Origin of the sequence: Nitrosospira sp. Is2, assembly GCF_033095785.1 — a bacterium.
In the GTDB taxonomy this organism is placed as follows: domain Bacteria; phylum Pseudomonadota; class Gammaproteobacteria; order Burkholderiales; family Nitrosomonadaceae; genus Nitrosospira.
Genome location: NZ_CP137134.1, coordinates 2,215,321 through 2,235,181 on the forward strand (window position 1 = coordinate 2,215,321; position 19,861 = coordinate 2,235,181).

The window sequence follows — 19,861 nt, forward strand, 5'->3', positions numbered from 1 at the left end:
CTTATCAGCCTCCTAAGCTACGTCGATTTTCTCGGATGCCAGTAGTGATGATGTTGTACCTTAGTCCAATTGTTTCACAGAGTTAAACAACGCATAGTCCCTGGCCGCCCGTTTCCCGCTTAGATGAGCTGACGACGTCGCGCTGTCACGAGACTAAACAGCTCGCCAATTTAACACCACGGAGAATTATGAAATGAGCAGAAATATCGTTTTCATCATTGGCGCTTTGTTTATAGCACCTGTTCAGGCGGTGCCACTCGATACGGCCAGCTGGACGAGTTGGACGTCATCGACAAGCGGCAGCTTTACCCAGGATTCCAACAGTATCAACGTGACCTATACCGGAAGTACCTTCGGCGTGGACTATGGCTCACACTTCTATAATGTTCCAGCTTCGTTTACGAATAGCGAAGTGACAAACACCCCGGGAACCAATGGGACGCTTCTGATGACGGGCGGTACAACCCAAATAAACGGTTTTCATTTTTCCCACGCGGTAGTTGACCCGATAATCAGTCTTTTTAGCGTCGGTCAGTCAGGAGTTCCGGTTTCATTCAATTTCCTCAACGACGTGACACTCAGCATACTGAGCCAGGGCGCTGGAAACTGGGGCGCCGGCTTGCTTACCCAAACCGGCAACTCGATCACCGGCGGGGAAGGCAACGGGCTACTTCAGTTCCATGGCACCTACACCGACATTGAATTTACTACTCCAAATTATGAGTTTTATTACGGCGCCACTGTTGGGGCCCTCGCAGCGAGTGCAGTAGCCCCGACCTCTGTCCCTGAGCCGGCGACCTACGCACTAATTTTGATGGGACTGGGTATGATGGGCTGGACGCGCCGTAGGAGCTAAGGCTCTAGCGAGAGGCTCAGGTGTTTTAACAACTCTCGCTCTGGCCAGATTTCGCTCCTTCAAATTCTGGCCCACTCAAATCGGCAGGACGTGGCCGAAAGGGAAAAGATAGGGAATTAGGAGGGGGAGCAAGAGAGGAGAAGGGGAGGGCAGGAAGGCAAGAGGCTCGCACACGGTCTCAAAGCATCGGCTCGAACCCGCACCAGCCGTTATTCTTAGGTCATTTAACGTTTTGGTTTTATAGCCTAGTCTTGTTGAGGTCTGGGGGTACGTGTATCTGGTACTCCCCCACGGTAACGCAATTATTTCACTAGGAAGTTGCTACTGCCTTGGACAAACTCGGCAAATCCGGCAAGAAAAACCTGAAGCTGCTTACGTGCCTTTTCGTCTACCATATCACCAGATTCGTCAAAGACATTGTTCGCCCGTGATACCAGTAGCCGACCCTCGAACCACGGGCGCATACCCAACGTGCGCAGGACCGGTAGCCAAGCATTTTGAGCCAGGACTGTACCAAATCCCCCGGGCGAAGCGCCCATTACCGCGACCGGCCGACCCCCAAAAACCCGTGGAATATCGCTCGGCGGCCGCGACAGCCAGTCGATCGCATTCTTGAATACGCCGGGTATGGAATTGTTGTACTCCGGGGTAGCTAACAACAATCCATCGGCAGCAGCGATTTGCCCTTGCAGCGCGATCACTGCCTGAGGGATACCTTCATTTGCCTCGACGTCACCATCATAGAGGGGGATGCCCTTAAGTGTCGCGATTTCCAGCGTAGTTTCGTTTGGCACCAGGCTTGTAGCCGCATGTAAAAGCGCGGTATTGAATGAATTAGTACGCAGACTTCCTGAAATTCCGATAATTTTTATCATGATGCCAAGTCGAAATGGGAAAATTTATGTTGGGTTCAACTCTCGCTCCCTGGGCGGTTCGCCCCGAACATTGCACCCAAGCACCGCTGGATGAACCAGCTATCGCCGTTTTCACACAGTCCTCGCAACCTGCTGCACACGGCGTCACTCGGCGGACCTGATTCAGATGGTCACGTCTTTGGCATGTTTTCATATCACGTTACGCAAGAATGGTTGCCCGAAATCCGTTCAACCCCAAGCCAGGTATTCGTGAACGGAGTGCACCGCCATCGACCCGTCCCCCACTGCCGAGACAACGCGCTTGATAGAGCCACAGCGCATGTCTCCGGCGGGTAAAATACCTGGCCGACGGGATTCCATTTTGTGGGTCTTTATGCATGCGTGCGGCCCAGAGCCTAGCTTCTTTATGAGTTTCTCTTGAGTACCCTCCAGCCACGGAAAGTAACTCAAAATTTGTTGGCTCGTGCACTGGCCAGAAGTTGGTAACCGGGGGCCTTCACCAATCCGCCGCCAGAACGTTCATTTGCGATAACGATAGACGCGAACGCTTCAAGTGATTCTATTTCGGAATTTATCCCGCTGCCCTTACGTCCTTAGTATAGTTGGCGGCTACCTGCAATATAGAGCTGCTTGGTTCAAGTGAGTAAGAGCTTTAATGCGCCACACTCACCCACCTGCGTACACCATACAAGTTCAAGTTGCAGTTTCGCAAAATCATACTAATGTTAGGTAGGGGCATTTACTGAAACGCTTGCGTTATTTAAATACTAAAGAGCCAGAGAACAAAAGTGAAGAGATTTAATGACCCTGTAGTAATAAGCGGCCGCGCCGCTGGCAATTAATTGTCGATCAAGGTTTTTAGGTTTAGTTCGACACGGACTCGTGTCCTTGCTGCCGGGAGTTAATTATGGCTCATGCTCTGAAGGTCTGGCCCCTGCTTACCGGCACGATTCGCTATGAGAAGATCCTTTCGACCCCTCATCGTGGGTACGGCGAATTCATCGATGCGCCGATCCTCGCTTATCTGATCGAAACACCCAACGGGCACATTCTGTATGACGCGGGATGCGACTACCGCAAGCTGACCGACCCGGCACTCCTCGCCCGATATTTCGACCCAATGCGTCCGCAGGTGGAACCGCCTCGCATGCAGGAAGAGCAGCGTATACCGCGCTACCTGGCTCAACTTGGGTTAACGCCGTCCGATATAGACCTTGTGTTTATCGGGCATTTGCATTTCGACCACGTAGGCGGTCTATGCAATCTGCCGGCCTGCGAAGTGCATGTGCAGGCCGATGAGTTGGCCGCTGCGCGTACGGGGATGGACACTATTGTATTGGCCGATGAATTGGTTAACGCGGATCGGTGGCGCACCAAGATAGGCGAATACCTTGTAGCGCCGGGAGTGCATGCTATTACGAGCCCGGGCCATACGGCTGGCCATATGTCGCTATTTATCGAGCTGCCAAAGCGCGGGTCTATCATCATTTGTGGAGATGCGGTCGATCTGGAAGAAAATTTATCACTGGAAATTGCGCCGGAATGCTGTTGGCAGGGTAACGAAGCGCTGGCGGTGACGAGTATTCGCAAGCTCAAGGAGTTGGCGCGCGCGGAAGGCGCTGAACTCTGGCCCAATCACGACATGGCTTTCTTCCATGGTTTACCGGCTTTTCCGGCATGGAGAGACTAGTGAGTTGTGTCAGGAATTTGGCGTAGTTGAGTAGCTAATTCCTTTACCTTGCGCGCCCTGAAGGACCTTGAACACCTTGCCTACACTGAAACAATACGCTCATCCATTTACTTGCCAGATCGGGTCATTTAGAAACTCGAACTCAAAATCAAATATCAAATTTTCGATTAACGCGGAATGACCTAGGCCGATCATTTTTCCCAGCAAGTAATGCATTTAGAGGTGACGGAGATTTCATACGAGTCGCCGATGCTTGCTTGGTACCAGACCCGTCTCTACCCATGACTGATATCCTTCAACGGAAATTAGAATGCGGTCATCGGGGGTAAACCCCCCATTTTTGAAGCGGCCTGAAAGTAGAGGTCATGCGACCAGGGCCAATTTCTGTTTCGGGTAATGCCACCGAGGGCCATGTTGGGGCGCTCGTGATTATAGGTCCAGAGCCAGCGGGTCGCGTAGTCCTGAACCTCCTCAATGCTGTTGAACAGGTAATGCGCGCCAGCCTGTCGTGGCGGACGGTGGTTGTGGCGTTCGATATAGGCGTTCTGCTGCGGCTTGCCCGGTTGGATGAATTCGACGCGGATACCCCAGTTCCGCTGATTCGCGGTCAGACGAATCAGACAGTCCGCGATTTCGCTGTTCTACGAAGACAGTTGGGGTTTGATATCGGTAGCAGGTTTGACTGATAACAAACGCCTGACAGGCAAGCCGGATGCTGACAGCCTTTTCCTTGACTACATGTAGCGCCATCTCCTGGCGTCGAGATGGTGCTACCATTTTTTTAGCATCGCCCCGGCCACGATTTCAACCTTGAACCGCTCCTCGGCGTACATCTCCTTCAAACGCGTCATCATTGACACGTCCATGCCGCCGTACCGGCTGCGCCATTGTAAGACGGCGCCCAACTCATGGCATGCTTGCTAGAATTACGTTTACTGGGTTTTAGGTATGCCCTGCTGTTCTCTGAAACTCTATTTTGGTGCCGGGAGGGGGAATCGAACCCCCATGACCTCGCAGTCGCGGGATTTTGAGTCCCGTGCGTCTACCAATTCCGCCATCCCGGCAAAGCTTTTCGCGCTTCCTTGCAGGAGGGCGATTATCACTGAAAACTCAAATCGCGGCAACCGGCAACCGGCAACCAAGCGAGGCTGAGCGAGGCTTATCGGTATAATACGCGAAATGAAAATTCAGGATTTTGATTTCGATCTGGCGCCCGAGCTGGTCGCCCAGTTCCCGGCGGAGCAGCGTGCCAGCAGCCGTATGCTGCACCTCGAAGGTTCGACTGGCGCCATGCGAGATGCACGGTTTGCAGATCTACCCCGATATGTCCGCGCCGGGGATGTGATGGTGTTCAACGATACGCGTGTTATTAAGGCCCGCCTATACGGTGTTAAGGACACGGGCGGCAAGGTTGAGGTGATGGTGGAGCGAGTGCTGGACGCGCATTGCGCTCTGGCGGTAATGCGCGCGAGCCATCCCGCCAAGCCGGGATCAAAACTGTTTCTTGCTGAGGCAGTCGAGGTCACGGTGTTGAGGCATGACCATGAGTTTTATGCCTTGCGCTTCGAGCACGAGGACACCGTCGTCGAGTTGCTGGAACGATACGGCCATCTGCCGCTGCCCCCTTATATTTCGCGTTCTCCGGGTAGCGCGGACGAGACTCGCTATCAAACCATTTACGCGCGACAGGCGGGCGCGGTGGCCGCCCCAACGGCAGGCCTGCATTTCGATGAAAATATGTTGAGCGCTTTGCAGAATATGGGCGTGGCTATAGCGTATGTCACACTGCATGTCGGTTCGGGTACGTTCCAGCCTGTCCGGGCCGAAAACATTGCTGATCACAAGATGCACCGGGAGATTTTTCATGTGCCTGCGGAAACGGTGGAAGCGATCGGACGCGCCAAGGCGGAAGGAAGGGCTGTAATTGCAATCGGCACCACGTCGTTGCGAGCGCTCGAGGCAGCGGCGGCAGAGGGTGGGAAGGCGGGCCGGGGCATATTGGACGGCGGCCATGGCGAGACCGATATTTTCATTACGCCGGGGTACCATTTTCGCGTAGTGGAGCGTTTGTTGACTAATTTCCACTTGCCGCGTTCGACCTTGTTGATGCTCGTATCGGCCTTTGGCGGGATGGAAAATATCCGCCGTGCTTACGAGTATGCTGTAAGAAGCCGCTACCGCTTTTTCAGTTATGGTGACGCCATGCTGATCGAGAGGGACTCATAGAACGGCCAATTTATAAATATGGCATGGCTATCGAAACGCGTAGCTGCCGAAATAGTGGACTGGGCGAGAGCGGCCTGATTTCCATGCCGCAAATCACACTAGCGCAGTTCGGGTATTTGTTACCCGCAAGCATATAGCCAACGCCTTCAACCCAGCGCACACAACTCAACATGAAATTTCAGCTTCATTGCACTGACGGCGTCGCCCGTCGTGGCACCTTGTCATTGACGCACGGCAAGGTGGAAACACCCGCTTTTATGCCCGTAGGGACCTATGGCGCCGTGAAGACGATGTCACCCTGGGAGTTGCGCGAGATAAACGCACATATCGTGCTCGGCAACACATTTCACCTCTGGCTGCGTCCCGGCCTGGAGGTGATCGAGGCGCACGGGGGTCTGCATCGCTTCATGGGCTGGGAGGGACCGATCCTGACGGATTCGGGCGGTTTTCAGGTGTTTAGCCTGGGCGTTTTACGGAAGATCACGGAGGAGGGGGTCAAGTTCCAATCCCCGGTGAATGGGGATGCGTGTTTTCTCACGCCTGAGGAGTCGATGCGGATTCAGCGCATACTCAATTCCGACATAGTGATGATATTCGACGAGTGCACGCCCTACCCCGCGGATGAGCCAGCAGCGCATAAATCTATGGAGTTGAGTGTGCGTTGGGCAGAGCGCTCGCGACGCGCGCACGATGATGGACAAAACTCGAATGCATTATTCGGCATCGTCCAGGGAGGGATGTACGAGACGCTGCGCGATCACTCGCTTGCCCGATTGCTTGATATCGGCTTCGACGGTTATGCGATCGGCGGGCTGTCGGTGGGCGAGCCCAAGGATGACATGCAGCGCATTCTCAGGCACGTCGCGCCGCAGCTACCTGCTGAGAAGCCACGCTACCTCATGGGGGTGGGCACTCCGGCGGACATTGTCAATGCGGTAGCACGGGGTGTGGATATGTTCGACTGCGTGTTGCCCACGCGCAATGCGCGCAATGGCTGGCTCTTCACCCGCAAGGGCGTGATCAAGTTGCGCAACAGCCGGTATCGTCTGGATATGGCGCCGCCGGACGAGCAGTGCGGCTGCTACACCTGTCGTAACTTCACGCTCGCTTACCTTCATCATTTGCAGCGGATAGGGGAAATACTCGGTGCACGTCTCAACACGCTTCACAATCTTTATTACTATCAGCAATTGATGGGAGAAATCCGCTCCGCCATCGAAAACGGGAAGTTCGAAGAATATGCGCAAGCATTTCAAGCAAACCCCCCGTCATGCTAAAATCCCTTCTTTTTTATCCCCGGAGAATGCCATGTTGATTAGTGAAGCCTATGCCCAGGCGGCGGCACCTGCGCAATCGGCCGGCGCGGATTTGATGAGCTTGCTACCGCTGATCGCTATATTCGCCGTGTTTTACCTTTTGCTGATCCGTCCCCAGGCCAAGCGCGCCAAGGAAACGAAATTGATGATCGAGGCGCTGCAAAAAGGCGACGAAGTGGTAACCACGGGTGGCCAGTTGGGGCGCGTCGTCAAGGTTAGCGGTACTTATGTCATACTTCAGATAGCCGAAAATGTGCAGGTTACCACGCTGAAGTCAGCCGTTCAGACCCTTCTGCCCAAGGGAACGCTGAGCAGCATCGAAAAGGAATAACCGATTTCTGGTAAAGGCACGACGCGAAGGGTGCCAAGCCATTCTTCTCACCTCCTTCTTCTCACCTCCTTCTTCTCACCGTATCCATTCCAATAACATGAACCGCTACCCTTTCTGGAAGTACCTGATCATTGCGGTTTCGATAGTCCTCGGGTTGCTCTACACGCTGCCTAATTTTTATGGCGAATCCCCGGCAGTGCAAATTTCTCCGTTGCGCACCACGGCCAAGGCTGATACGGCCCTTCTGCAACGGGTAGAGGAGGCCCTTAAGAAGGCCAATCTCCCCATAAACGGCATGCTTCTTGAGCCAGGCGGGGTCAAAGTGCGTTTTGCCGATACCGATACCCAGATCAAAGCCAGGGACATGCTTCAGTCGGTGCTGGGCAACGGTTACATGGTTGCGCTGAATCTGCTCCCCAATTCCCCCCAATGGTTGACCAGCATCGGCGCGTTGCCGATGTATCTTGGCCTTGACCTGCGCGGCGGTGTTCATTTCATGCTGCAGGTGGATATGAAGGGCGCGTTATCGAAGGCGCTCGACCGCTACAGCGCGGATATCCGCGGCAGCTTGCGGGAGAAGAAAATTCCTTATGCGGGCCTCGAAAAGCAGGGCTCGCTGATTATAGTCAAATTTCGCAGCGCTGAATCTCGTGCCCAGGCGGAAGCTGAAATCAAGAAGACTTACACCGATTTGAGCTTGCGCGACCAGAACGTGGAAGCCGAGTTTCACTTGACTGCCACGCTCACGCCGGAAGCGCAGAAGCGCATACAGGATGCGGCCGTTCAGCAAAACATCACCACGCTCCGCAACCGCGTCAATGAGCTTGGGGTGGCTGAACCCATCATTCAGCAGGCCGGCGTGGATCGTGTAGTTGTTCAGTTGCCCGGCGTGCAGGATACCGCCAAGGCCAAAGACATTCTGGGTCGCACCGCAACGCTGGAGGTGCGCATGGTGGATGAGGAGCGTGAAGTGGACGCTGCATTGCGCGGCCAGATTCCCTTCGGCTCAGAGCTTTACACTGAGCGCGGCGGAGGCCCGATCCTGGTGAAAAAACAGGTAGTGCTAACGGGCGACCGCATCAATGATGCCCAGGCCGGCTTCGACAACAATAATCAGCCGGCAGTGCACCTCAATCTGGACAATAATGGCGCCCGGATCTTCCGTCAGCTAACCCATGACAATGTCGGCAAGCGCATGGCCATCCTGCTGATCGAGAAAAATCAGGCGGAGGTGATTACCGCACCGGTAATCCGGGAGGAGATCGGTGGAGGGCGTGTTCAAATCAGCGGGCGCATGACGACCGAAGAGGCCCGGGATGTAGCGCTGCTGCTGCGTGCGGGCGCGCTGGCTGCGCCTATGGACATCGTCGAGGAACGCACTGTGGGCCCCAGCCTGGGTGCCGAAAACATTGCCCGGGGCTTCAATTCGACTCTGTACGGATTTCTCATGATCGCGGTTTTCATGAGCGTCTATTACCTGGTGTTTGGCGTTATTTCAGTGGTGGCGCTCGGGGTCAATCTATTGCTGCTGGTCGGTCTTCTCTCGATTCTGCAGGCGACCCTGACGCTTCCCGGCATGGCGGCCATCGCCCTCACGATAGGAATGGCAATCGACGCGAACGTGCTGATCAATGAGCGCATCCGCGATGAGCTGAGACAAGGTCTTCCGCCCCAAGCTGCGATTAACGCTGGTTACGAGCGGGCGTGGGGTACCATTCTCGATTCCAACGTTACGACATTGATTGCCGGTATCGCTTTATTTGCGTTTGGTTCAGGACCTATAAAAGGCTTCGCCGTGGTGCTCTGTTTGGGGATTCTTACCTCGATGTTCAGCGCGGTGATGGTGTCGCGCAGCCTGGTCAACCTGGTATATGGCAGCCGGCGCAAGCTGGAGCACGTAGCTATTGGTCAGGTATGGAAGCCGACAAATCCCGAGAGTGCCGCGCGCGGCGCGACCACTGCGAGTAGCAAGCGCTAAGGACTGTGGAAGTCGTGTGCGGACGTAGCGGGATACCTGATCACGGATTTTTTCGGATCAACTAGAGCAGGAATGTACCTCTCTTTAGTAACCAAGGGCCAGTATGGAATTTTTCAGGATCAAGCGGGACATCCCCTTCATGAGCTGGGGGAAATACACCACGACCATATCGCTGGTGACCTTTCTCGTGTCGGTATTCTTTCTCGTATCCAAGGGGTTGAATCTAGGAGTCGATTTCACGGGTGGGACGGTAATGGAAGTTGGATATACCCAGCCTGCTGACATCAATAGAATAAGATCCACGCTGGGCAAATTCGGAATGGTTGATGCGAGTGTGCAGAATTTTGGAACATCGCGCGATGTGCTGATACGTCTCCCGCTTAAACCTGAGATGTCCAGCGCCCAGTTGTCTGAAAAGGTAATAGCGGCGCTGCGCCAGGACGACCCCTCGGCGGAGATCCGCCGGGTGGAATTTGTCGGCCCGCAGGTGGGCAAAGAACTGGTTGAAAATGGCGCTCTGGCCTTATTGATCGTTTCCCTAGGTATCATCGCCTATCTGGCCCTGCGCTTCGAGTGGAAGTTCGGGGTGTCGGGAATCATTGCGAACCTGCACGACGTCGTCATCATTCTCGGGTTCTTTGCATTTTTCCAGTGGGAATTCTCGCTGACCGTGCTTGCAGCAATACTCGCAATTCTGGGCTATTCGGTGAATGAGTCAGTGGTGATATTCGACCGGATACGGGAAAATTTCCGCAAGATGCGCAAGGCATCCGTGGCGCAAGTCATCGACAATGCGATTACGCGTACCATGTCACGGACAATCATCACCCATGGCAGCACGCAGATGGTGGTGATCTCGATGCTGATTTTCGGCGGTGAGGCGCTGCACTATTTTGCCCTGGCGCTTACCATCGGCATCCTGTTTGGCATCTACTCCTCGGTATTGGTCGCCAGTCCCCTTCTCGTGCTGTTAGGTGTCTCACGCCAGGATATTGTCAAGCCTGAAAAGAAGGAAGAGGTGGAAGCGGTGCCCTGATTACGGGCAACTATCCCACCCGCGCCTTGTCTCATCGCAGCTTTTTATGGAACTTTCTTGGAACTTCTCGCGACATTCATCGACATCATCCTGCATCTGGATAAACATCTCATCTGGCTGGTTCAAAACTACGGCAGCTGGGTTTATCTAATTCTGTTCCTGATCATTTTCTGCGAGACCGGATTGGTGGTGACACCATTCTTACCAGGGGACTCGCTGCTGTTTGTGGCCGGCGCCATCGCCGCGACCGGCGCAATGGAGGTTCAGTTGCTAGCGGCGCTTCTCATGCTAGCGGCCTTTTGCGGGGATAACACCAATTACTGGATCGGTCGTTACTTTGGTCCCCGGATATTCGCCCACACTAACTCACGCTTGTTAAATCGGGCTCATCTGGAGAAGACGCGTCAATTTTATGAAAAGCATGGGGGCAAGACGGTCATCTTCGCGCGTTTCCTCCCCATTGTGCGCACTTTTGCGCCTTTCGTCGCCGGTATCGGACGCATGGTATACCCGCATTTCATGGCCTACAGCGCATTCGGCAGTGTTTTCTGGATAAGTTTCTTCGTGTTCGGTGGATTTTTCTTTGGAAACGTCCCGGTAGTCAAAAACAACCTGACCTTTTTCATTTTCGGCATCATCATCATTTCCGTTCTACCCGGGATCATCCAGTTTTTGCGGAATCGGCTTGGAAACCGCGCACCCAAACCCGAAGGCGATAGTCGCGTAACGAACTCTTCAAAGGGACCCTAGTCGCCCGCCCCAACCGACAGTGCGCGCTGCCGGGATTGAGCGAGCTGAGCCTCGTTGGGCTTCAGCCCCAGCCAACCTTGCAGATTCTCGAGCGCGATGTCGGCCAGGACGTTTATCCATTCGCTGCGCTCATTGAGGCACGGAATATAGTGAAATTCCCGGCCGCCAGCCTGCATGAATATGGTTTTGCCTTCCATAGCAATTTCTTCAAGCGTTTCCAGACAGTCGGAAACAAAACCGGGGCAGATTACGTCTACGCGGCCCACATTCTCTTTGCCAAGCTGCTCCAGCGTGGCCGCCGTATAAGGGCGCAACCACTCTGCCCGGCCAAAGCGGGATTGAAAGCAGATCTGATATTGGTTTGAGTCCAGCTCCAGCGATTCCGCCAACAGCCGCCCGGTTTTTTGACACTCGCAGTGGTAAGGATCGCCATTGTCCAGCGAGGAACGGGGGATTCCGTGGAAGCTCATCACCAGTTTGCCAGGGCTGCCAATCTTCATCCAGTGATCACGCACATTTTGCGCAAGTGCCGCAATATAGCCGGGATGATCATGATAGTGCCTGACGGTGCGAAGTGCGGGGACGTTACGCATGCCGCCCAGTTGCGTGAACACCTCGTCGAACGCGGATGCGGTGCTGCTGGAGGCGTATTGCGGATAAAGCGGCAACACCAGAATACGATCGCAGCCTTGCTCCTTCATCATACTCAACACCGTGCCTATTGATGGACTGCCAATGCTCATGGCGTACTCGATCAACGGGACCGGCTGGATACGTTCCGCCAGCTCATTCCGTAGCAACGATGTCTGGCGGGCGGTATGGACCTTTAGTGGCGAGCCTTCCGGCATCCAGATCTGTGCGTACTTTTCCGCGGATTTTTTGGGGCGGGTGTTGAGTATGACCCCGTTCAAAATGGGCCACCAAATCCATTGTGGAATTTCGACCACTCTAGGATTGCTCAGAAACTGTTTGAGATAGGGCCGCAGCGCTTCAGGGGTGGGTGCATCAGGGGTTCCGAGATTAATCAGCAAGATGCCTGTCTGGTCAGGCGTGCCGTGTCGGTAAGCGGGCTCGGGAGTGATCAAGTTGGTATGATTCCGTTAAAAACCTATGCTGGCTGACCTTAACCGGTCGCGGCGGTAAGTTGACGTGCGCGCTTACGCCTTTCCCTCCCTCGAACGTGGTGAGCACGAAGTTGGAGCAGGATATACGGATTGGGATATAAGAAGCTCAAGCCTGCAAGTTCGCGACTGTGAAAAAATCGCAGCGGTCAATGTTGCGATAGTGCACTGGAGAGCAGCCTGGCGGTCGTGTCGACCACCGGGATAATTCTTTCATAGGCCATCCGCGTAGGGCCGACTACTGCAACGGTCCCCACTATTTTCCCATCCACTTCATAGGGCGCCGTTACCACGCTGAACTCATCCGGTGTGATGACACCGGATTCCCCGCCAATAAAGATTTGCAAGCCTTCCGCCTTGCGGCTTAGCTCGAGCAATTGTAGCAGTGCGGTTTTGCGTTCGAACAGATCGAATAATCTCTTGAGGCTGCTCATGTTGCCCGAAAGATCCTCCACGTCGAGCAGCTTGCGCTCACCCGCAACGACCACATTTTCACTATTTTCCCTTATCGCTGCGTCACCCGCCTCGATGGCCGCGGTCATGAGCGTGGTCATATCGTGACGCAACTGTTTCAACTCGCCCTGGAGACGGGAGCGGATTTCATCGATGGCGCAACCGGCATAATGGCTGTTGATGAAGTTTGCCGCCTCTGTCAACTCGGACTGACTGTAAGTTCTGTCGGTAAAAAGCACGCGGTTCTGAACGTCCCCTTCCGGAGTAACAATAATGAGCAGAATGCGTTTGTCTGACAGGGTCATGAATTCGATGTAGCGGAATATCGCGGTGCTGCGCTTGGGAGCCACCACCACCCCGGCAAAGCGGGTCAATTCGGATAATAACTGGGAAGCGGAGTTGATCAGACGAGACGGATTGTCCGGATGCAACTGGTCTTCGAGCTGATGCATCTCGATGACATCCAGAGGCTTTACAACGAGCAGGGTATCGACAAAAAAGCGGTAGCCCTGATGGGTTGGTATTCGACCGGCCGAAGTGTGGGGGCTGGCGACAAACCCCATTTCCTCGAGATCCGCCATTATGTTCCGTATGGTGGCCGGGCTTAAATTAAGGCCGGAAAATTTGGAAAGCGAGCGGGAACCTACCGGCTGGCCTTCGCGAATATAGCGTTCGATCAGAGTCTTTAGCAGTATTTTGGCGCGCTGATTGAGCATTTGCACATTCTACACCAGGATTCAATGTTGAGGCTTCCGCCACACGAAAAGGACAATCCTTTGTCAATTAAAGAGTGGAATAATTCCGTTCAGATCGGCTCGTTGGTGTCCCGTACGTACACCAATATGCCAATGCGCGGGCGGGAATCCTTTGTCACCTTCCTGCCGATATGGTTTAATCTGGGGCAAAAGAAAAAAGCCGTGTTATATATTGCCGCAGGCGTTCCTGATCAAACCCAACCATGAATTCCCCATTTAAAACCGTAGCGCTGATTGGCAAGCACAAAAACCCGGACATCGTAACGCCGTTATTGAGTTTGGGAAGATATCTGGAGAGCCGCGGCCTCGAAGTACTGCTCGATTCCCTTACCGCTGCCACTACAGCGGAGGAAAAGTACCCCGCATTGTCAATGGAGGAAATCGGCGCCCGCGCGGATTTGGCCATCGTTCTGGGAGGCGACGGGACCATGTTGAATATTGCGCGCAAGCTCGCGCCGTTCGACGTGCCACTGGTCGGCATTAATCAGGGCAGGCTCGGGTTCCTTACCGATCTTTCCATCAATTCGATGGTGGATACCCTTGGTTCCATGCTTGATGGTCTCTATATGCCAGAGCGCCGCATGCTTCTGTACGTCGAAGTCGCTCGCGACAATAGAGTGCTGTTTAGCGCGCTGGCATTAAATGACGTGGCGGTAAACCGTGGGGTGGGCGGCAACATGATCGAATTCGAGGTGCGTATCAATGGCGAATACGTATACTCGTTGCGCTCCGATGGCCTGATCGTGGCAACTCCAACCGGCTCTACCGCATACGCATTGTCATCCGGGGGTCCCATCCTTCATCCGAGCCTTGATTTGATCGCTCTGGTGCCAGTGAGCCCTCATACGCTGAGTAACCGCCCAATTGTAGTTGGGCCTAACGCCACGGTGGAGATCCTGATGCATCGTACCGCAGTTGCACGAGTTCATTCGGATAGCCATTCGCACTTCGATTTGCAGGAAAATGACAAGGTCATCGTATCACGCGCTCCTCATACAGTAACGCTGCTTCATCCATCCCAATATAGCTATTACCGCATGCTGCGCGAGAAGCTTGGCTGGAGCGGCCTTCCCAGAAACGCTACGTAATTCTTTATTCATGCTAAAGTTTCTCAGCATCCGGGATTTCGTTATTGTCGACCGCATGGATCTGGAATTCATCCCAGGTTTTACCGTTCTTACCGGTGAGACGGGCGCCGGAAAATCGATTCTGATCGATGCTCTTTCGCTCGTCCTGGGCGAACGCAGCGATGCCACTCATGTGCGCACGGGCTGCGAGCGGGCGGAAATCAGCGCGGAGTTCGACGTAGGCGAGCTGCCGATGCTGAGAGAATGGCTGCGCGAAAATGGATTCGAAGATGTTGGCAGCGGTGATGGCGCGTGTCTGCTGCGCCGCCTGATAGACGGCACCGGGCGGTCGCGCAGTTTTATCAATGGTCGCCCCGCCACATTGCAACAACTGCGCGCGGCGGGAGAGCAGCTGGTCGAGATTCAGGGTCAGCATGCGCATCAGTTGCTGATGCGCGCAGAAGCGCAACGTGACCTGCTCGATGCCTATGCGGGCAATCGCGAATTGCCTGTGCGAGTCACAGAGGCATACCGTCACTGGCAGGGGCTGCGCCAGCAACGTCTTGCATGGGAACAGAACGCTGCAACGTTCACACAACAGCGAGAACAGCTGGAATGGCAAGCAAGCGAGCTGGCCGCATTACATTTCTCATCAGACGAGTGGCAGGAGCTGCAAGCGGAACACGGTCGTCTCGGCAATGCTGCTAGTCTGCTTGAAGCGGCTCATGCGGGTCTCGAAGCCTTGTCCGAAGGGGAGTTGGCCTGTCTTGCCCAGCTCAACGCGGTGATTTCCCGGCTCAGCGACCTGGTGAGTTGTGACAGCAACCTCAGGGTCGTGCTGGATTTGCTTGAGCCGGCGCAGATTCAGCTACAGGAGGGGGTCTACGAGCTTGGCCGTTATCAGCAACGCCTCGACCTCGATCCCCAGCGTTTGCGGGAAATCGAGGAACGGTTATCAGCCGTCCATGCGGCTGCAAGAAAGTACAGGGTAACGCCTGATGAGTTGCCGGATCTGCTGAGGGCAGCCACTGACCGGCTGGACGAGCTCGGCCATCACGGTGACGGCCCAGCTTTGGCTGAAGAGGAAGAAATAGCCAGAGGACAATATCTCGAGGTCGCAAAAAGTTTAAGTGATGTGAGAGCCAGAGCAGCCGGAACGCTCTCCGAGCAGGTTACCGCGGCCATGCAGACGCTGGCGATGGCCGGGGGGGAGTTTTCGGTGGCCTTAACGCCGCTAGAACCAGGTAATGCGCATGGCCTTGAACAAGTTGAATTCCAGGTTTCCGCGCATAAGGGTCTGCCGCTGCGGCCGTTGGCAAAAGTTGCGTCGGGGGGCGAACTGTCGCGTATCGGGTTAGCGACTCACGTCATTGTCAGCAAGCTGAGCGCAACTCCCACACTCATATTCGATGAAGTGGATGCAGGCATCGGCGGGCGCGTGGCAGAAATTGTCGGAAGGTTGCTGAAGCAGTTGGGCGAGCAGCGTCAGGTCATGTGCATCACTCATCTGCCGCAGGTCGCCGCGGCGGGAGACCAACAATGGCAAGTCGCAAAATCAGCTGATCCGGCTGAAGGTGGAAGGGTATCGAGCCGTATCAAGGTGCTTGATAAGCAGGAACGGACTGAGGAAATTGCGCGCATGCTCGGTGGGGAAAAACTCACTGACACCACCCGTAAACACGCTGCGGAAATGCTGGTAGCTGCAGGAAAAGGTAATGCCTGAACCTCCGATCAGCGCCGATTTTACCGTTTTCCTCCATCTTGACGGGTAAGACCTAGCTCAACGGAAGGAATGCTCTGGTCAGGCTTTGCAGTATGAAGGAATCCAGGTGCGCTCAATCATATGCGCAGGCAGGTCATTGAAATCAAACGCAACGCCATGCTCGATCATTTTTTCAACGTCGAGCAGTTGCTTGATTTCCGGGATGTCTTTGAAAAACAGGGTGTAAAAAGGTCTGACTAGTGCCTTAGAGATTCCCATTCCAATGGGTCCGATAAAATTCCTGCGTTGCCCTACGTGTGCCACTTCATCGATAGTAATTTCGTCCAGCAGCTCCTTTAACCGGTAGCGTACTTCCGGTTCTTCGGCCAATATCTCATCGAACAGTTTGTACAGGTGGCAATAAAAAGTCACGCCCATCAGTTCCGTGATAAAAGCCGGCGGATCCTTTATAACGCCTGGGATTTTAGGAAACTGCTCGTAAATCTTTTCCTTGATGGGACCTAAGGGCACCCACTCCACTCGATCCAGCCCGCATGTGCATAACATTTCATTGAACAGGCGTACATGACAAAACTCTTCGGCGAGATGGACACGGCTGATTTTGTCCTCGACCTGGTATGAATGCGCCATATCGGGGATCACATCCCACGCACCTTTTATCCCTACCCATTCATGCCTGGCAAACTTGTAGATGCCGGTCAGCATTAGCGTCATGCGATCCAGCGAGGTTGGATCATCCCGCATCTCAACATAATTTCGATAAAAGGATTCTGGGTCGGCAAGCGGCTGGCGCAATTTGACTGGATTGTTTTGAAAATGCTGAAGTCGGGCACGTTTTTTTTCCAGGTCCTTGTCATCCTCAAAAAGTTGCCCGCCGTGCTGTTGAGTAAAATCCCAGTAATTCTCAAAATTTTCTCTTCTTTGCTGGTTTGTTGCCGGAGAAAAAATGGAGAGATATTTCGATGACGCCATGAGTTTGGGTTCCAGTTATTTAACGCAGCAGTGCCGCCTCCCCTTCAACAGGAGGGGAATCAGAATGAGGGATGAAGAAACAAACAAACATGGCGCGCAAGTCTCAGGAATGAGAGGCTTATTAAGATCTCAGAGATCTCAGTAAATCAGTTCAAACCAGCATATAAAGCTTATCCGTTTTGCTGAGAGCTGTTCAATAAGCCGAACGGCTTATTCGGCTAATGCGAGGAACTCTGCTCGCTGAGCAGCATTGGTCTTTAGGTCGCCGAGCATGGCGGAAGTCACGGTCTCCTCGCCGGCCACCGCGATTCCACGCGACTCCATACACATATGACGGCAACGGATGATCACGCCCACCGCCTTGGGTTGCAAATGCTCAAGCAAAGATTGCGCGATCTGTTGTGTCAGCCGTTCCTGGACCTGCAAGCGCGCGGCAAAACAGTTGACGAGCCGCGTCAACTTCGATAACCCGACAATGTGTCCACTCGGAAGATACCCGACGGTTGCATGGCCAAAGAAGGGAGCGAGATGGTGCTCGCAATGCGAATAAACGGGTATTTGCCTGACCACAATCAATTCATCGTAGCTTTCGCCCCCATCGGCAAATGTCTTGAGGATAGCTGCCGGATCCTGCTTGTAACCGCGGGTCCAATGGGCCCAGGCGCGCGACACCCGGCCGGGGGTCTCATGCAAGCCTTGACGCGAGGGGTCTTCTCCGATTGAGCGGATCAGTCGCTGCCAGTCGGCGATGCCGAATTCTGAGTCCTTTGGATTATCCATGGTTACTATACCTGTGTTCGAGGGAAGCAATAACGATGCGTCAAATATCGAACGAGTTCTGGAGGAACCCCTGAATAAGCACATCATGGGCCGCTGCTGTCCAAACCCAACAGGCCATTTGGTGCGTGCTTCATAATAGCACACAACATAAATGGCCAACTATTCAGTATGTGCTTAACGGGATATACTCCAGCCCGTGATATGAGCCGAGTAATAGCACCACATGAAAATAGCAACCTGGAATGTAAATTCCCTTAAAGTCCGCCTCCCTCAGGTTCTTGATTGGCTGGCTTCCAATCAGCCTGATGTGCTGTGCCTGCAAGAGACGAAGCTGCAAGACGAAAATTTCCCCATTAATGATATTGCAGCAGCTGGATACCAGACCCTTTTTTCGGGACAGAAAACGTACAACGGCGTCGCGCTGCTCAGCAAACAGCCGGGCGTCAATATTATTTCAGGCATCCCTGATCTGGACGATCAGCAGAAGCGCGTGCTGGCGGCAGTTTATGGCGACATCATGGTGGCGTGTATTTACGTGCCAAATGGCGAGCATGTCACATCTGAAAAGTATCAATACAAGCTGAAATGGCTGGACGCTCTCCGGGATTGGATGCGGGATATGTTGAGCAGGCACCCCAAGCTCGTACTGCTGGGGGACTTCAACATCGCGCCGGAAGAGCGGGACGTACATGACCCGAAATTATGGGATGGACAGGTTCTGTTCAGCCTGCCAGAACGTGAGGCGTTTCGGGAAGTGCTTGACTTGGGGCTGATAGATAGCTTCCGCTTGTTTGAGCAACCGGAGAAATGCTATACGTGGTGGGATTACCGCATGATGGCTTTTCGCCGCAACATGGGCTTGAGAATCGACCATATTCTCTTGAGTCGCGAACTGGCTGAAGTATGTACGGCTTGCGTCATAGACAAGGCGACTCGCAAGCTGGAGCGTCCTTCTGATCATGCTCCAGTAATAGTCGAACTGGCAAGCCACTGACGTTATTCTTGAGCTTGGAGATACAACGACGGGGTTGCCTACCGCGGATCGTCCACCGTACCGCCGCTTCTTACCCGATATTTCCGGGCTCGATAAGTCCCATCGAAAGGGCCCGGGAGATCGCCTGCCGCCGGTTGACCACGCCCAATTTCTGGGACGCATTCTGAAGGTGAAACGTCACGGTGCGTTCCGAGATACTCACGATGTTCGCTATTTCCCAGCCTGTTTTACCCTCGGCTGCCCAGAGTAAACACTCTTTCTCCCGGTCCGTCAGGTTGATTTTTTTCAAGGGCAGAGGTCCTTTGCTTAGCACGATACGCTGGACTGCCTCATGCAGATAACACGTCAGTAGCTGGGCCTGGCCCATCATGGCGACAATGTCATTCTGCGCTTCACGAGACTCTCGGGATGTAGCCAGGCTCAGCATGGCGGCTTCACCCCGCCCGCCATGCACGGAAAAGCTGGCCCCGCTGACCAGGCCGCAATCCTTTGCTTCGCTTCTTACGCGGGCCTCCTTGCGTCCCTTGAAAATTTCGTTTTTCCATATGATAGGGATTGATGTTTTGGCGCAGTGGGAAACGGTGGGGTCTATATTCGCGTAGCCTTCCGCATCGTAATGTTTGCGCCATATCTCCGGGTAGCAGCTGAGGATGAACCGGTAAGGACGCGTTAGCGAGGTATTTACCTGAACTCCATACAGAAAATGCTCGAAGCCCATTGTCTGCGCAATAGCTTTGGCGCTGTCGTGCAATTCTTCCACCGAGCTGCACGTTAGCAACGATTCAAACAGATTAATATCAGTCATGATTCTCCCTCTTACAATACATCCACTTTATTGCAGAGCCGTTACCGCGTGTAAATGATCGCCGTATTATTATGAATTGTTAGTTAGCGAGCTATTTGCAGCCGTTATTTTTTGGCTGTAATCATACCTGATC

17 protein-coding genes, 1 tRNA gene and 1 pseudogene are annotated in these 19,861 nt (G+C 54.0%); 11 read left to right on the forward strand and 8 right to left on the reverse strand.

Annotated features, from left to right (window positions below; all coding sequences use genetic code 11):
* Positions 1–193 precede the first annotated feature (193 nt).
* The gene (locus R5L00_RS09700) at positions 194–856 is read left to right on the forward strand and encodes a PEP-CTERM sorting domain-containing protein (protein WP_317651352.1); all 663 of its coding nucleotides are present in this window, start codon (positions 194–196) and stop codon (positions 854–856) included.
* Positions 857–1,158: 302 nt separating this feature from the next.
* Here the strand turns inward: R5L00_RS09700 and R5L00_RS09705 are convergent, their stop codons facing one another.
* Positions 1,159–1,731 carry an NADPH-dependent FMN reductase gene (locus R5L00_RS09705; protein WP_317651353.1) on the reverse strand — a complete coding sequence of 191 codons (573 nt, stop codon included), beginning with the start codon at positions 1,729–1,731 and terminating at the stop codon, positions 1,159–1,161.
* 907 nt (positions 1,732–2,638) lie between these two features.
* Between R5L00_RS09705 and R5L00_RS09710 the strand changes: the two genes are divergently transcribed.
* Complete coding sequence (locus R5L00_RS09710; protein ID WP_317651357.1) at positions 2,639–3,421, forward strand: N-acyl homoserine lactonase family protein; 783 nt, start codon at positions 2,639–2,641, stop codon at positions 3,419–3,421.
* 392 nt (positions 3,422–3,813) lie between these two features.
* Here R5L00_RS09710 and R5L00_RS15925 read toward each other — a convergent pair.
* Positions 3,814–4,026, reverse strand: a pseudogene (locus R5L00_RS15925) (integrase core domain-containing protein); the annotation flags it as partial.
* Positions 4,027–4,398: 372 nt separating this feature from the next.
* Positions 4,399–4,485: transfer RNA gene (locus R5L00_RS09720), tRNA-Leu, on the reverse strand.
* Between the two features lie 115 nt (positions 4,486–4,600).
* Between R5L00_RS09720 and queA the strand changes: the two genes are divergently transcribed.
* The 6 genes from queA (at position 4,601) to R5L00_RS09750 (ending at position 11,058) form a co-directional block, all read left to right on the forward strand.
* Entirely contained in the window at positions 4,601–5,647 is a 1,047-nt protein-coding gene (gene queA / locus R5L00_RS09725; protein WP_317651361.1) for a tRNA preQ1(34) S-adenosylmethionine ribosyltransferase-isomerase QueA, read from the forward strand.
* 170 nt (positions 5,648–5,817) lie between these two features.
* On the forward strand, positions 5,818–6,924 hold the full coding sequence (gene tgt, locus R5L00_RS09730) for a tRNA guanosine(34) transglycosylase Tgt (protein ID WP_107694762.1): 1,107 nt from the start codon (positions 5,818–5,820) through the stop codon (positions 6,922–6,924).
* Between the two features lie 31 nt (positions 6,925–6,955).
* Positions 6,956–7,294, forward strand: coding sequence for a preprotein translocase subunit YajC (yajC, locus tag R5L00_RS09735; RefSeq protein WP_107694761.1), 339 nt, complete (start codon positions 6,956–6,958; stop codon positions 7,292–7,294).
* Positions 7,295–7,391: 97 nt separating this feature from the next.
* Entirely contained in the window at positions 7,392–9,272 is a 1,881-nt protein-coding gene (gene secD, locus R5L00_RS09740) for a protein translocase subunit SecD (RefSeq protein ID WP_317651384.1), read from the forward strand.
* A gap of 103 nt (positions 9,273–9,375) precedes the next feature.
* Positions 9,376–10,308, forward strand: coding sequence for a protein translocase subunit SecF (gene secF, locus R5L00_RS09745; RefSeq protein WP_317651389.1), 933 nt, complete (start codon positions 9,376–9,378; stop codon positions 10,306–10,308).
* Positions 10,309–10,365: 57 nt separating this feature from the next.
* Positions 10,366–11,058, forward strand: coding sequence for a DedA family protein (locus R5L00_RS09750; protein ID WP_317651392.1), 693 nt, complete (start codon positions 10,366–10,368; stop codon positions 11,056–11,058).
* On the opposite strand, the gene hemH is transcribed toward R5L00_RS09750, so the two are convergent.
* A complete protein-coding gene (gene hemH / locus R5L00_RS09755) occupies positions 11,055–12,140 on the reverse strand; it encodes a ferrochelatase (RefSeq protein WP_317654160.1) in 1,086 nt (361 codons plus the stop codon). The genes R5L00_RS09750 and hemH overlap by 4 nt on opposite strands.
* Before the next feature lie 188 nt (positions 12,141–12,328).
* The gene (gene hrcA, locus R5L00_RS09760) at positions 12,329–13,348 is read right to left on the reverse strand and encodes a heat-inducible transcriptional repressor HrcA (protein WP_107694757.1); all 1,020 of its coding nucleotides are present in this window, start codon (positions 13,346–13,348) and stop codon (positions 12,329–12,331) included.
* Between the two features lie 242 nt (positions 13,349–13,590).
* Between hrcA and R5L00_RS09765 the strand changes: the two genes are divergently transcribed.
* Both R5L00_RS09765 and recN read left to right on the forward strand, forming a co-directional pair.
* Positions 13,591–14,475 carry an NAD kinase gene (locus R5L00_RS09765; RefSeq protein WP_317651395.1) on the forward strand — a complete coding sequence of 295 codons (885 nt, stop codon included), beginning with the start codon at positions 13,591–13,593 and terminating at the stop codon, positions 14,473–14,475.
* Between the two features lie 10 nt (positions 14,476–14,485).
* Positions 14,486–16,177 carry a DNA repair protein RecN gene (recN, locus tag R5L00_RS09770; RefSeq protein ID WP_317651397.1) on the forward strand — a complete coding sequence of 564 codons (1,692 nt, stop codon included), beginning with the start codon at positions 14,486–14,488 and terminating at the stop codon, positions 16,175–16,177.
* 78 nt (positions 16,178–16,255) lie between these two features.
* Here the strand turns inward: recN and R5L00_RS09775 are convergent, their stop codons facing one another.
* Both R5L00_RS09775 and folE read right to left on the reverse strand, forming a co-directional pair.
* A complete protein-coding gene (locus tag R5L00_RS09775) occupies positions 16,256–17,149 on the reverse strand; it encodes a hypothetical protein (RefSeq protein WP_317651399.1) in 894 nt (297 codons plus the stop codon).
* 210 nt (positions 17,150–17,359) lie between these two features.
* Complete coding sequence (folE, locus tag R5L00_RS09780) at positions 17,360–17,929, reverse strand: GTP cyclohydrolase I FolE (RefSeq protein ID WP_107694752.1); 570 nt, start codon at positions 17,927–17,929, stop codon at positions 17,360–17,362.
* A 223-nt stretch (positions 17,930–18,152) separates the two neighbouring features.
* On the opposite strand from folE, the gene xth reads away from it, so the two are divergent.
* Positions 18,153–18,923, forward strand: coding sequence for an exodeoxyribonuclease III (gene xth, locus R5L00_RS09785; protein ID WP_317651402.1), 771 nt, complete (start codon positions 18,153–18,155; stop codon positions 18,921–18,923).
* Positions 18,924–18,993: 70 nt separating this feature from the next.
* Here xth and R5L00_RS09790 read toward each other — a convergent pair whose 3' ends face one another.
* On the reverse strand, positions 18,994–19,728 hold the full coding sequence (locus tag R5L00_RS09790) for a LuxR family transcriptional regulator (protein WP_107694750.1): 735 nt from the start codon (positions 19,726–19,728) through the stop codon (positions 18,994–18,996).
* Positions 19,729–19,861: the final 133 nt, after the last annotated feature.